This is a genomic window from Arthrobacter sp. Y3221087 (assembly GCF_059089905.1).
This window is the reverse complement of record NZ_JBNHFE010000001.1, coordinates 75,093-89,062: the sequence shown is the minus strand read 5'-3', so window position 1 is coordinate 89,062 and position 13,970 is coordinate 75,093. Positions and strand designations below refer to the sequence as shown.

The 13,970-nt window shown below is 60.6% G+C and carries 11 protein-coding genes; 4 read left to right on the top strand and 7 right to left on the bottom strand.

From position 1 onward, the window contains the following. Positions 1-104: 104 nt before the first annotated feature. The 5 genes from AC5RUO_RS00375 to AC5RUO_RS00355 all read right to left on the bottom strand — a co-directional run bounded on the left by AC5RUO_RS00375 (position 105) and on the right by AC5RUO_RS00355 (position 6,201). A complete protein-coding gene (locus AC5RUO_RS00375; RefSeq protein ID WP_494103355.1) occupies positions 105-1,301 on the bottom strand; it encodes an MFS transporter in 1,197 nt (398 codons plus the stop codon). Positions 1,302-1,607: 306 nt separating this feature from the next. Beyond that, positions 1,608-3,062, bottom strand: coding sequence for a glycoside hydrolase family 43 protein (locus tag AC5RUO_RS00370; protein WP_494009761.1), 1,455 nt, complete (start codon positions 3,060-3,062; stop codon positions 1,608-1,610). 99 nt (positions 3,063-3,161) lie between these two features. Next, positions 3,162-3,617 carry a MarR family winged helix-turn-helix transcriptional regulator gene (locus AC5RUO_RS00365; protein ID WP_494009762.1) on the bottom strand — a complete coding sequence of 152 codons (456 nt, stop codon included), beginning with the start codon at positions 3,615-3,617 and terminating at the stop codon, positions 3,162-3,164. Between the two features lie 56 nt (positions 3,618-3,673). Next, a complete protein-coding gene (locus AC5RUO_RS00360) occupies positions 3,674-5,320 on the bottom strand; it encodes an FAD-binding protein (protein ID WP_494009763.1) in 1,647 nt (548 codons plus the stop codon). 101 nt (positions 5,321-5,421) lie between these two features. After that, complete coding sequence (locus AC5RUO_RS00355; RefSeq protein ID WP_494009764.1) at positions 5,422-6,201, bottom strand: SDR family NAD(P)-dependent oxidoreductase; 780 nt, start codon at positions 6,199-6,201, stop codon at positions 5,422-5,424. Between the two features lie 93 nt (positions 6,202-6,294). Between AC5RUO_RS00355 and AC5RUO_RS00350 the strand changes: the two genes are divergently transcribed. Further along, positions 6,295-6,792, top strand: coding sequence for a TetR/AcrR family transcriptional regulator (locus AC5RUO_RS00350; protein ID WP_494009765.1), 498 nt, complete (start codon positions 6,295-6,297; stop codon positions 6,790-6,792). A 260-nt stretch (positions 6,793-7,052) separates the two neighbouring features. Here the strand turns inward: AC5RUO_RS00350 and AC5RUO_RS00345 are convergent, their stop codons facing one another. Further along, positions 7,053-8,594 carry an ABC transporter substrate-binding protein gene (locus AC5RUO_RS00345; RefSeq protein WP_494009766.1) on the bottom strand — a complete coding sequence of 514 codons (1,542 nt, stop codon included), beginning with the start codon at positions 8,592-8,594 and terminating at the stop codon, positions 7,053-7,055. Between the two features lie 32 nt (positions 8,595-8,626). After that, a complete protein-coding gene (locus AC5RUO_RS00340; protein WP_494009767.1) occupies positions 8,627-9,652 on the bottom strand; it encodes a D-2-hydroxyacid dehydrogenase in 1,026 nt (341 codons plus the stop codon). A gap of 688 nt (positions 9,653-10,340) precedes the next feature. Here AC5RUO_RS00340 and AC5RUO_RS00335 point away from each other — a divergent pair. From AC5RUO_RS00335 to AC5RUO_RS00325, 3 genes are read left to right on the top strand one after another with little or no spacing between them, the layout of a single operon-like run. After that, the gene (locus AC5RUO_RS00335) at positions 10,341-11,282 is read left to right on the top strand and encodes an ABC transporter permease (RefSeq protein WP_494009768.1); all 942 of its coding nucleotides are present in this window, start codon (positions 10,341-10,343) and stop codon (positions 11,280-11,282) included. Continuing rightward, positions 11,252-13,072, top strand: coding sequence for a dipeptide/oligopeptide/nickel ABC transporter permease/ATP-binding protein (locus tag AC5RUO_RS00330; protein WP_494009769.1), 1,821 nt, complete (start codon positions 11,252-11,254; stop codon positions 13,070-13,072). Before AC5RUO_RS00335 ends, AC5RUO_RS00330 begins: the two co-directional genes overlap by 31 nt. Continuing rightward, positions 13,072-13,938: an ATP-binding cassette domain-containing protein gene (locus AC5RUO_RS00325; protein ID WP_494009770.1), complete on the top strand. Its 867-nt coding sequence runs from the start codon at positions 13,072-13,074 to the stop codon at positions 13,936-13,938. Before AC5RUO_RS00330 ends, AC5RUO_RS00325 begins: the two co-directional genes overlap by 1 nt. The last annotated feature ends 32 nt before the right edge of the window (positions 13,939-13,970 follow it).

The window sequence follows — 13,970 nt, the reverse complement described above, 5'->3', positions numbered from 1 at the left end:
CGAACAGATGAACGGGAGATGCTGAAGGCGCCTCGCCCCGCTTTGCAGGGGCCGAGAAAATAGGACATCGTCGCGTCACAACTGCTGACGAATCCGCTTCTTGGTCACCGTGTTGATTCGCGGACGCCGAGCACTGTTATTAGACCGCCGACAAGGGCAAGGGCGCCGGCGGCGAGGAACAGTGCCGTGTAATTCTTGTCGGTCCCGGTCACCCCGATGGAGAGGAGGACGGGGGCCAGTCCGGGGGCCAGCGCGGCCGGAATCTTCTGCGAGAAGCTCGATATCGCCATGAACTTTCCTGCTTGTGTTTCCCGGTGTGGGAGGACATCAAGGACGAGTGCCTGTCCTACCGAGATGAAGACTGCAATTCCCAGGGACGAGATCAGGGATCCTGCGATAAGGGTGATGAAGCCGTGCGAGAAGGCCGACACCATTGTGCCTCCCGCGTAAATTACGGCACCCACCAGAATGAAGGGTTGGCGGCGGTTGGCACAGTCGGAGAACCACCCTCCACCTAATGCACCGGCGGTGGAGCTGACAATGCTTGCAGCTGAGATGACAGCGATAACCGTCGATACCTCAGCAACACTGATGTCCAGCCGTTGCGCGTAGAAGAAAGTGGCATAGCTGGTAGTAAAGGACAGTCCCAGGAAGAACACGAAACGCCCCGACCATGTCCAGGCAAACCGGGGATGCTGTTTGGGATTGAAAACGAAACTGCTGAACACGCTTCCAATTGAAAGTGGGCCGGCTGAGGCGCCGCGGGTGTCCTTTTCCGGAGCAAGGATGACGAAGGCGCCGACCAGAAGTGCCCCGATGGCAGCCGGGAGCAGGAATACCCATAATGCGTCAGCAGTAACCCGTCCGACGAGGATGATCCCGATGACAGGGGAAATCTGCATGGTCAGGCCTGTGAGGCCGGAAACTTTGCCGCGCTGGAACCCAGGCAGGTTGTCCGCCTGGTAGTTGCCGATGGAACCAACAGCCGTACCCCATCCAACCATGGACAGGACCCAACCGGCCCCAAGGAGGACAACGTTTGGGGCGAACGCCATGACGGGTATTGCAGCCAAGCCGAGAACTGTGCCGATGACTGTAAAGGGCCGCCGCCTGCCCCATCGGGAGCGCATTCTGTCACTGAGGATGCCCGTGAGCGGTGAAGCAATAAGGGAGCACAGCGCACCGGCCCCGAGCATGTATCCCAGGAACTCCTCCCGCCCCGGGGCAAGTTCGTTGAGCCTGAGGGCCAGGGAGAAGGCCATCGGTACGATCATCGCCATACCACCACCAAAGGTCGCCATGACGAGCAAGGCCACCGTCGCCCGACTGACAGGCATCTGCGGGTTTCGGGCAGGTGTCGGTGAATCGCTGTCGGGAGGCGACGGCAGCGCCACGTTGGACTTCGGAATCCGCCCGATTTCGGCCTCGAAAGGCTCCGAACCGTCTGCCGCCTCCTTCTTAGGGACCAACGTGTTCACAGCCTCTCATGCATTGGTCTAGTAGCTGGTTCCTGGCTTTTGGTTCTCGAGCCCAGCCAGCTGGTTCGCAGTACATGGGCTGCCGGCTTGGGCTTACAGTCGCGGGTGAAATCCCCGCTATGTCGGGTGTCAGGGCGAGCTGTAGGCGAAGCACTTCACCATGGCATCGGCGCCGAGAGCTTCAATTCCGATTACCCGACCGGTAAATCCGCCGGCCACCTCCGTTGATAGGTAACGACCGTCGAGAGCAGCCATTTCTTGGAACGCATCACCGGTGCCTACGCCGAGAATCAGGCGGTCAGGCCCTTGCCGCTGGCCTGGTTGACCGCCAAAGGGTACGGAGCAAATTGTCAGCGCATCATCTTCAGTTACAGAATTGTGCACGGCCAAATTCTGATCGGTTGGACCGATTACCACCCGGGCCGTTACCTTGGCACCTACCCTCTGAAGGGCAACTTGGTGCAGGTCATCGATTCGCACACTAAGGGCCAGGTCGCCGATGCCGTGAACGCTTGCGCTCCATTCGAGATCTCTCACACGAACGCCAAGCAGGCGCTCAGCCTGGGCAGAATCGGGCTCGCGCCCCGCCCGCAGAACAAGCCCGTTTTCGCCCGGTTCAGCAAATGAGGTCGGAGCAGCGCCGGGAGAAATCCACCGGGGGTGCAGCCGGTCTCCGGCAAACCGGTCTTCGAATGAGGTATCCAAGCCCGGTGCAACAAATCTGTCCTGGATGACGACCGGCCAGTCATCCACCCAGTCGACTCCGGCGAGGAACGTCTCCCGCCCATTCGTATGCCACTTCGGGAAGGACCCGCGGGGGCGTGTCCCAAGGTGTACCGACGCCCAGCTTCCGTCGTGTAGTTCGAGCAGGTCTCCATGACCTACCGCTTGTACCGGGTGCGAGGTGCTGCGGTGCGTCAGTATTGGGTTCTCCGGATTGGGAGTATACGGGCCGCTAATTGCTCGCGCCCGAGCGACGGTGATCATGTGGCCAGCCGCCGTGCCGCCTTCTGCGGCCAAGAGATACCACCAGCCATTCCGTTCGTAGAGGTGCGGTCCCTCCACATGGGCACCCCCCGTGCCACCCCAGATTTCTTGTGGTTGGGACAGTACGTGTCCCGTCTGCGGATCAATCTTGGCCTGTGATATGCCACCGCGCACGACGTCGGACCACGTTATATGGCAGTTACCTTCTTCATCCCAGGCTAGGTCGGGATCTATGCCGACGAGTCCTGGTGTATATACGGGGTCGCTCCAGGGGCCATCGGGGTGCTCGGCTGAGACGATAAGGTGGCCCTCACGCACGTTGTGCAGGTTGGTTGTCGTCATCCAGAACCGGCCAGCGTAGAAGCGGATGGTCGGTGCGTAAATGCCGCCACTTGCTCCTTCGATACCGGAACGCACATTGAGTTGTGTCTCCCGATCGAGCACATTTCCCACCTGGCGCCAGTCAAGGAGGTCGCGGCTCGAGAAGATGGGCACACCCGGAAAGTACTCGAAGGTGGAGTTAACGAGAAAGTACTCATCGCCGGCCCGGCATACGGAAGGGTCCGGGTGGAATCCTGGAAGGATAAGCGCACTCATAAATGACTGTCTTTCGATCGATCTTTCCGTGCGGCATGCAAAGGAGCTCCTCCTCCTTGAGGCTTGGACGACCGTGGTATCGGGGGAAGAACACCAGCTTTATGCAGCGGCTGCCGCCTTCCCCCGGCTGGTCAGTGATTTGCTAAGGGTGTGCAGGATCCTGGCCGTGTTGCCGGCGTCCTCCTCGCTCCAATCTTGGAGGCGCTCCTGCAGGATGGCTATCCGCCGCTCTTCGATGCGCCGGAGTCGGTCAGCTCCTGCCGGAGTAAGGGCCAAAACCTGGGCCCGACCGTCCTCCGGATCCTTCGCCCTAATAAGGCAACCCTGTTCCTCCAATTCCGCAATATGGCGGCTGAGCACAGGTGCACCTATCCCCAGCCGCTCAGCTAGACGGGTAGCCCGGGACTCTCCCTCGCCCACTAGGCGGAGAACGTACTGAACAGCGAGGCCGGTTTCCTCGCCGCGGGCAGCGGAGACAGCAATACAGCGGACTGCGCGTTGGAGGTCGAATATTTCATAGGCTAAGGCTGCTGCCGTGCTCGTGGTGACTGTCATAACTTATGAGCTCCTTCCTTGTTTAGAGGACCGGAGAGTGCAATCTTTCTGAGCCTTCAGCCGCCTTGGCGTGCCATGTGGCGGGCACCGCGGAGGCCGAAAACGACGGCTGGGCCGATGGTGGAGCCAGGGCCGGGGTACGTCCGTCCCATGACGGAGGCAGAGTTGTTGCCCGCGGAGTAGAGCCCCTCGATAACGGAACCGTCTTCGCGCAGGGCTCTGGCATCGGAGTCGGTGACCACGCCACCCTTGGTACCGAGGTCTCCGATCACCACCTTGAATGCGGTGAATGGGCCCTTTTCAAGGGGACCCAGGCAGGGATTGGGGTGGACGGTGGGGTCGCCATAGTAGCGGTCGTATGCCGAGTTACCGCGGCCAAAGTCGCCGTCCACACCGGAGCGGGCGAAGCCGTTGAACCTGTCGATGGTCGCCTCCAACCGGGCGGGATCCATGTCGAGTTTCGCAGCGAGCTCGGCGAGCGTGTCCGCCTTGACCATGATCCCCGCGTCCTTCATGGCCTTGTTGTTCTTCGGGTCGATTGCGAAGGTGCGCAGGTAGCGGCGGGCGTGCCGCACGTCTCCGACCAGCCAGTACGGGCCGTCTTTGTCGTGTTCGAGCATGTGGTGGCCGAGGTCGACGTAGGACTCGGACTCGTTCACGAACCGGTCTCCTTGGGCGTCGAGAATGATTGAGTAGGGCAGGGAGCGTTCACCGACGATGAAGGCGGGGCCGTGGCCAGGCGCCCCGGCGACAGATCCTCCCCACCATGCGTCGTCCATCAGTTCAAGTGCAGCTCCGTTCTCCTGCGCGATCTCGATGGGGAGCCCGAGGTTGCCCGGAGCGCCAGACGGGGCGCCATCAATGCCGTGATGCTTTTGGCGAAGGTCCTTGTTGTGGTCAAAGCCGCCGCCGGCCAGCATCACGCCACGCGTGGCACCGATGGTCAGGGGCTTGCCGTCCCTGGTAATTCGAACCCCTGCGACACGGCCGTCCTCGACGATGAGTTCCTGCAGCGGGGCATTCAGCCACAGGTCGGCACCTTGCTTCTGCACGACCACATCGAGGAACGCAGCTGCGAATCCAGCGCCGATGCCGGCGAGCTTCTTGCCGGTGACTACGCCGCCGAGGGCGCGCAAGACAAGTTGGGCGCCGCGGATGAATCCGGCGGGCGTAGACCAGGCGCGGCCCAGGAGCCACACGTCGTCGGTTTTAATCGGCAGCGCGGCCGGTGCCTGGCAGGTTTTCCACCAGCCCCCGATCCTTTTGACGTCAAACGGTTTGACCTCAAGGCCACGCCCGATCTTGCCGCCCGGGAGCTCGGGGTAGTAGTCCGGGTAGTCCGCTGCGCGCACGAACGTCACCCCGTACTTCTCCGCGGTGGTGACAAAGTCGGCGACGCCGTCGACGAACGCCTCCTTGCGGGTGCGCGCCGTGGCGCGGCCCTCGTCGCCGACCGTCGCCTCGAGGTAGGTCAGGGCCTCGTCACGGGAGTCGCCGGCGCGGTCCCGCTGCATCAGCGGGTTATTGGGCAGCCACATGCCGCCCCCGGACATGGCCGTGTTGCCGCCCCACTTTTCGGTGCTCTCCAGCAGGAGGACCCGCAGTCCCTCATCTGCGGCACCCATGGCGGCCGCCAGTCCCGCCGCGCCTGTGCCGACGACAACGACGTCATAGCTGTGGTCAAAAGGTTTTGACTCTGACATGCTTTGCTCCTTCACTTCATGGACGCCGTTCCGCTTTTGGCTCGGACAGGCTCTGGACACGGACGACGGCGGAACCTCCCGCCGTCGTCCGCTTCAGTTCATTAGAGGGCTGACCAGCCGCCGTCGGAGGCGAGGACGGCACCATTGATGTTGGTGCCGTCCTCGCTGAGCAGGAAGGTGATGGAGGCAGCCAGCTGCGCGGCGGTGGCCGGGGTGGGGATGCTGGCCTGCATGATTGGGCCGAGGCGTTCTGCGGCCATCCGGGACCCGAAGTTCGCCACAATCCCGGTGATCGTGGGCCCGGGCGCCACCGCGTTGAAGCGCAGGCCTTTGGGTCCGTAGATCACGGCCGAGTTCTTGGTCAGGCCCACGACGGCATGCTTGGACGCGGTGTAGGCGGCGCCGGCGGCCGAGCCTCGAATACCGGCCTCGGAGGAGACGTTCACGACTGAGCCCGCACCGGCGTCGAGCATCAGCGGCGTTACGGCGCGGGTGAGGCGCATGAGGGCAGTGACATTGATCCGGAAGACGCGGTCCCAAAGTTCGTCATCCACCTCATGGATGGGGGCAAAGTTGTCCATGATCCCGGCGACGTTGGCCAGGGCATCGACGCGTCCTCCTGCGGCAGCAACGACAGCGGCTACGGTTTCCTCGGTGGAAATGTCACCGGCCACGGGGACCAGGTCCAGGCCGCGGTTCTCTTCAACCAGTGTGTCGAGGCGTTCCTTGCTGATGTCCGCGGCGATGACCCTGCCGCCCTCCTTCGCGACGCGCAGGGCAGTGGCCTGCCCGATCCCGGAGGCTGCACCGGTGACAATGACGGTTTTTCCAGCAAAACGGTTAGTGCTGATGGCTTCCTGCCACGTGGCTTCGTTGCCCATGATGTCCCTTCGGACGTTGGAGTTGGTTCGGCTTTTTGCCTTCGCCCACTTTATGACACACAGTATCGTTATGGAAGGGTGAATACTGATGGGATGTGTACGGACGAACTGGTGACGCCCACCCGGTCAGTGGGGCGGCCGATTAGCATCAACCCTGAGGCCATTGCAGCCCTTGCGCTGCATATGTTTGCTGAGCGCGGGTACGAGCACACCTCCATGGAGGACATTGCCCGCGAGGCCGGGGTTGGGCGCAAGACGCTCTACCGCCATTTCGCAAATAAAGCTGAGCTGGTCTGGGGCGGCATGGAACCGGCGATCGAAGCCTCCGCACCTCTATTGGAGGTGCCTCCAGCTCCTCATATGTCGGCCGAAGAGGTTATGGCTGGCCTTCGAGATGCGCTGATTGCGGGGGTGAACGCCCTTCCCGATCTGGCGGTTACCCGCGGTCGGTTGCGGCTGATTGCGGAACATCCGGAACTGATGAGCCGAAGCTACGACTTCCTGGGGACACAACGCGACAGGACGCGTTCCTACCTGACTGCCCAGGCGTTCCCGAGGCGACAGCGCGATATCTGTGCGCCGCACTCATAGGCGCCTCATTTGAAGCCTGGCTGCAGTGGGCGGCCGGCAACGAGCCTTCCCCCACCGCGCATCTGCAGGCAGCGCTGGCCGTCCTGCATCTGGGCAGGCCCTGACCTGCTCGTTCGGCTTGACCTCCTACGCCTGAAGGTCGGAGCACCGGCTTCCGTGGAGGGTGGTGGGATGCGGGCGCTTCCGTTAACGGAGCTGCTCCCCAGCATTCAGAACTGAAATGCTCAGCCTGAACAGTGGGGAGCAGCTTGGGATCTTCTTTACTTGCCGCTTACTGCGAAGGTACGGACGTCGAACAGCGAGCTGGCAGTACCAACGAAGTCCACTTCCTTCTTGGTTGCCCAAACTGCCGTCTGCAGGTAGATCGGTGCGAACCAGGCGTTGTCGATGGCGAACTCGTTGATGTCCTTGTAAATCTCGTTCGCGGCTTCGGGGTCGGTTTCCGTGGCGAGCTTTTCCAGGAGAGCGTCCAGCTTAGGGTCCTTGACCTTGAACGGGTTGTGGGAACCGTTCTCCCTGAAGTAAAGAACGGTGGTACGTGACGGCGGTGCTACGGCGCCCTGGTTGAAGTACATTCCCCACCTGGTGGTTTGACCGGATGATTGCGCGGGCACCGGCTCCCATTCGACCTTAATGCCGATATCGGAGAATGCCTGCGTGAGGGTCGGCTGGATCTGCTGAACGGCCAGATTCGCCGGCATGGTGAGTGTAAATCCATCCGGGTAGCCCGCTTCTTTGAGCAGCCTCTTTGCCTCTTCGACGTTGTACTCGTACTTGTCGTTAAGACCTTCGTCATAAACGGGTGACATCGGGTTGAAGATCTGTGTCGTCGGCGTTCCCATACCCTGGTAAATGGCGTCGATGATTTTCTGCCGGTCGAAGGCATGATTGATTGCCTGTCGAACCCGTACGTCAGAAAGTGGCGGCGCCACCTCGCCGTTTCGGTCGGCCAAAACTACCTGGCCAACAGTATGTCCCTTGACCTCGGTGGTCTTAAGCGACCCGCCGAGCTGCTTTGCCTGCGTCGCATCAACGGTGCCCGCGTCAAGCTCGCCGGTTTTAAGGGCGTTGAACAAGGCAGTACGGTCCTGGATTGCGCGAACCGTTATGGTTTTGAATGGGTAGGCCTCGACGTTCCAGTGATCGTCCCGCCGGTCAAGTACGTACTTGTTTCCATTCACAGTCTGGGCTTTGTTGAGCACGTAAGGGCCGGATCCCACGGGGTCCAATGCTGACTTCTCATCATTGACAGTGTCGGGGTCGGCGACCACACCAGAACCGAAGGAGAGTGCCACCAGCAGATTCGGGTCGGGGCGACTCAGGTTAAGCACTGCCGTGTGGTCGTCAGGGGTGTCGATGGAATCGACTGCACCCAGGTTGCTCTGCTGCGGGCCCGCCGTGTTCTTGGTGCGTTCAAGTGTCACCTTGACAGCCTCGGAGGTAACAGGGTCACCATCACTGAACTTCATGTCGTCGCGCAGCTTGAGTGTCAGCTTGCGTGCGTCGTCGGAGTACTCCCAGCTCTCTGCAGCGCCTGGCTGGAGTTTACCTTCGTTATCGTTGTAGAGCAGGGTGTCGTAAAGCGAGCCCCATACGTAGCGTTGGGTTCCGTCGTGAATCTGGGCGGGGTCGAACGAGTTCGGCGGCGCCTGTATGCCGAAGGTCAGCGTGCCGTCAGTCGCTTTTGCACCTTGGGCGTTGTCGGTCTTGGTTTCGGAAGCGCCGCCGCATCCGGTCAAGGCGAGCCCCAATATGGCGATTGCGGCGCCATACGTGAGCCTACGAGGTGTTTTATTTGGCATTGGGAGCTCCTTTACTCAGGGGTGCCAAGTGGCTAGGGGTGAACTTGGGTTGGGGATTTACTGAAAACGTCACGGGGGGTAATTGCATTCAAAAGTGGCTCCCCTCGCAGGTACCGGTCCCGGTTCTCCAGGATCAGGCTGATGGAGCGTTGCGTCCTGTCGGGGAGCGCTGGCGTCATATGAGGGGTAATAATGACGTTGGGCATGTCCCAGAGGGGTGAATCCTCCGGCAGCGGCTCGGGATCAGTGACGTCGAGCCCGGCCCCGGCGATTTGGCCCTCCGTAAGGGCCTCGATCAACGCGTCCTGGTCTATGAGCTGGCCCCGCGCCATGTTCACGATGTATGCGTCGTTTTTCATGGCAGCGAACTGCTGCGATGAGAAGAGACGGTAAGTCTCGTCCGTCAAGGGTGCAGCAATCATAATTACGTCCGACTCCCGGATGAGCGGATCCATGGAGTCCCCCGCGTCCGTGGAGAGCATGAGGTCTACTGCGGGGTGTGATTGGCCTGCTCGCCGGCGTGAGGCGATGACGCGCATGCCGAAGGCCTTCCCGAGCTTGGCCATGGCCTCACCGGTGTTGCCGAATCCTACGACTCCGAGAGTCTTTCCCCACAGCGCCAGACGGTTATGGTAGTCGGGGATACCGCGCCAAATATGCGCCTCCTGCATCTGGAAAAGCCGATGGGCGTCGAAGGTGAGTCCGAGGGCGAAGTAAAAGCCGTGCTGTGCCAGGGCCTCTGCTGACCGTCCCGCCGAACCCGTAATGATAAGTCCGCGCTCGAACGTTTCGGGACGCGCCGATTTGGCGAGCCCTGAGTGGTCGCAGTGTACCCAGCGGAGATGAGGCGCAGCCAGGAACCTGTCATCAATGTCGATCGGCAGGATGGCAACATCAGCTCGCTGCAAGGCATCCTCAATGCCAGCGGAGTCGCGGGGGTGCAGATGGATGAACTCAGCGGGGGCGAAAGCTTCCCGGAGCTGCTGAACCTCATGCGGGTGGTACAGCACAGTTGAAAGCACAGTATGGATTTCGCGTGGCTGAAGCTCGTCTTGCATCGGTATGAACTCCTTTGTATGAACCGAGCCTGAAGAATCTTTGGCTCTTCCGAGCCAGCGTACGGCCGGGACTAGAGCATGTCAACCGGTTGCCAGAAAAAAGGGCCAAAACACTTTTGGTCCACCTGCAACCGCGGGACTTGGGCTTCCAATCGGTTGCCTGCGAGCCATCGATGCAACCCGTTTCGAAGGCGCAAGTGGGCCACCGCGTCCAGAAACAGACACGCCAGGCCAAAAAAACATGAAAGCTACTCCACCTACCCCTGGCGACTCCTCGCCCTTTCGCTGTCAGCATCGATAGCAGACGGGCTGGTGCCAATCGGTTGCCCAGAGAAGGTAACAAGCATTCCAGATGCTTGTTGGGAATCATGATCCGAGAATGCGGCACGGACAATCGCTGGAAGTGGACATACGCGTGACTTCCTGCATTGGGCACTAGGGGAGGTGTAACAAGCGATCCCTCGAGATTTTTACACTCGACTCCGGCAACCGGTTGTCATGTGAGCTGGGCCATGTTTTACTTGTTTTTACTGCGGTACGGGAAACCCCGTAGTCCGAACCCACCGGACGAGATCCCGCCAATTCCTGACAAAGGGGTCCTAGCGATGCTCTATCGCTTCTTATGCAAGCCGATACGAACTTGGTTCCGGGAAACCGGAGCAGGCACCTGCCTGAGTGGAGGTTGCTGATGCTTCCATATATCCTCCGTCGTGCAGCGACGGGTGTCATTCTGGCCGTGCTGGTAACCTTCATTACCTTCTGGCTCCTGAGCTTTTCCTTCGACGGGGTAGTGTCAAACATCCTGGGTCCAGCGGCGTCGACAGAGGCAGTCGTGGCGCTGAAGATGCAGATGGGATTGGACAGGCCGTTCCTCGTCCAGTACTTCGACTGGTTCTTCGGCATGTTCCGGGGAGACTTCGGGATTTCGTACTTCACGAGCGAGCCGGTCGCAGAAGCAGTCACCGCGCGACTCGGAGTCACCCTGTCTATCATTTTTGTGGCTATGGCGCTCACCATCGTTGTCAGTGTGGCCCTGGGCGTGCTGGCTGCCTCCCGGGCCGGAGCGGTGGACCGGCTGGCGCAGGGCGTTTCCTTGCTCGGCCTCCTTTTGCCGAACCTGCTCATTGCCATCGGTCTCGTGGTGTTGCTCGCCATCAATCTGCGCTTATTGCCGGCAACGGGTTTTGTCCCGTTCAGTGAGAGCCCCTCAGGCTGGGCCGCCTCAATCACCATTCCCGTGATCGTGCTCGTCATTAACGGCATCTCCAATATGGCGTCACAAATTCGAGGGACCATGATCGGGGAACTGCGTAAGGATTATGTTCGCACTCTCCGTACCCGGGGAGTCCCCGCCTGGTCCATCGTCTACAAGCACGCTCTGCGAAACGCCGCGGCCCCTGCCCTGGTGGTCATGTCACTGGAGTTCCTCTCCATGTTGGGGGGCACACTGATTATTGAGAACGTGTTCGCCCTGCCAGGTTTCGGCGTGTTTGCATTCAACTCAGCCATCCAAGGTGACATTCCGAGCATTTTGGGCATTACGGTTTTCAGCGTACTGCTCGTTGTAAGTGTGAACCTTCTGACAGACCTCATCAACGGATGGCTAAACCCGAAGGCGAGAATCCATTGAGCATCCAAGAACCATCTGCCCTGATCGAGCCGACACCGGCAGCACCGCGCCGCTCCGTCGTCCGGAAGCTGCTGAAAGATCCCCAGGCCGTTATTACCGCGGCGTTCCTGCTGATCGTTGTCCTGCTGGGCATTCTTGCACCCTGGATTACAAGCCACGGACCGAATGATGCCTCGCTGTCGGCGGTGAACGCCCCAATCGGCACGCCCGGCTATCCGCTGGGCGGCGACCAGAACGGGCGGGACATCTTCGCGCGTCTACTCTTTTCCATCAATACGAGTGCTATCTCCGCTGTTATCGGCGCTGGTATTGGTGTCATTATCGGCCTGACCTTCGGGCTGATTGGCGGCTACTTCGGCGGCCGCGTCAGAGGCTCGCTGGAATGGCTCTTCAACCTCATCATGACCTTTCCCGGTCTCCTGCTTCTGATCGTCCTGATGCCCGTGACGAAGGGCGACTTCCGGATAACCATGCTTATTTTCGGTGTGCTGCTGGCACCCGGAATCTACAGGTTGGTCCGGAACATCACAGTGGGCGTACGGAATGAACTGTATGTCGACGCTGCACGCGTCGCAGGTCTCTCAACGCCTCGAATCCTCGGACGCCACGTGATGCCCGTCGTGCGGGGTCCCGTCATTATCTCGATGGCATTCCTCATGGGCTCGGCGATCGGCGTGCAGGCAGGCCTTGCATTCCTGGGCGTGGGCTCCACCGATATTCCAAGCTTTGGCGCCATGATCTCCGATGGGTTCACTAACCTGTATGTAGATTCCATGCAGTTTGTTTGGCCGGCCCTCTTGCTAGGGATGTCCACCGCCGCCCTGGTCTTACTTGGGAACGCGCTCCGCGACGCCCTTGAGGGTGCACGTCCCAAGCCTTCAAAGGTGACCAAGTCCGCTCTCTCCAACAGCGTTGCCGAGGACACTGCATCTTCGGACACCGACGATGATGCACTGCTGAGCATTCGGGATCTGCACCTCGACTACCCCGATCCAGGAGGCAACGCCAAAGCTGTTCTGAAGGGCGTTTCGCTGTCCGTTCGCCCGGGGGAAACTATGGGACTTGTTGGTGAGTCCGGCTCCGGCAAGACGCAGACCGCCTTTTCCGTCTTGGGCGTCCTGCCCGTGGAAGCCACCATTCCCAAGGGGTCCATCAAGCTCGACGGCCGGGAACTTATAGGCCTTTCAGAGCGGCAACTGCGCTCCCTGCGCGGTAAAGAAATCGCGTATGTTCCGCAGGAACCGATGTCGAACCTGGACCCGTCGTTCACTATCGGTGCGCAGATGATCGAAAGCATCCGGGCGGCGTCCTCGCTGTCCCGTTCAGAGGCAAAGCAACGGGCTCTCGAACTACTTCAACACGTTGGAATCACTGATCCTGAGCGGACGATGCGTTCGTATCCTCATCAGATCTCAGGAGGCATGGCCCAGAGGGTGCTCATCGCCACCGCTGTCGCGTGCAGGCCCCGGGTCCTGATCGCCGACGAGCCGACAACCGCGCTGGACGTTACCATCCAGGCCGAGATTCTGGACCTTCTCAGGGACCTGCAGAAGGAAATGGGAATGGCCATACTATTGGTCACCCACAACTTTGGTGTCGTAGCTGACATCTGCGACCGCATGGCGGTTATGCAAAACGGTGTTGTCGTGGAATCCGGTGACGTGGTGGAAGTATTCCGCAACCCTCAGCATCCGTACACACGCAAGCTCCTCGCTTCAATTCTCGACGAGACGACCGTTCGCGAGGACCACTCCGGACTGGCCGGCGACCTATTGAAGGAATCCAACTGATGCCCAAGAAATTACTTGAAATTGAGGACCTCCGTGTTGAGTTCAAGGGGCAGGGGTTCCGGGCGAAGACCCATGAAGTACTCCACGGTGTGTCCCTCTCCATCGCCGACGGGGAGGTATTGGGTCTGGTCGGGGAATCAGGCTCAGGCAAGACCACCATCGGCCGAGCCGTTCTCGGACTCGTCAAACCAAGTGGCGGAACGATCCGGTTCAAGGGTGAGGACATCACCCACGCCCACCAGGCCCGCCGCCGGGAACTGGCGCGCAACATCCAAGTAGTGTTCCAGGATCCGTACTCATCCCTTAATCCTGCACTCACCGTCGGAGACATTCTCAGCGAGCCACTGATTGTCCAAGGCGCGACCCCGAAGGACGCCCGCAGCCGCGTCAAGGGCCTCCTTGATCAAGTGCAACTACCGCATGATGCTGTAGACCGTCTACCACGGGAATTCAGTGGAGGACAGCGGCAGCGGGTCGCAATCGCCCGGGCACTCGCACCTGAGCCCCAACTCATTGTGTGCGATGAACCCGTCTCCGCCCTGGACCTGTCGACACAGGCACTTGTCTTGAAAATGCTGATGGATATCCAGGCCGAGACGGGAGTAGCGTTCCTGTTCATCTCGCACGATCTCGCGGTCGTCCGACACATCAGTCACCGGGTTTCGGTCATATATAAGGGTGACCTCGTTGAGACGGGACCCGCGGCAAAGGTCACCTCGAATCCCGAACACCCCTATACCAAGCGCCTCCTCCTCGCAGCGCCCGTGGCAGACCCCATTGAACAGCGCCGCCGTCGCAAGGAACGGCGCCTGCTCGCTGAGGAGGAACTGCTGGAGCGCGGCACCGCTCCCTCCCCCGCCAGGTAGCTTCCCCCGGTCCTTCGACGATCACATCTTCA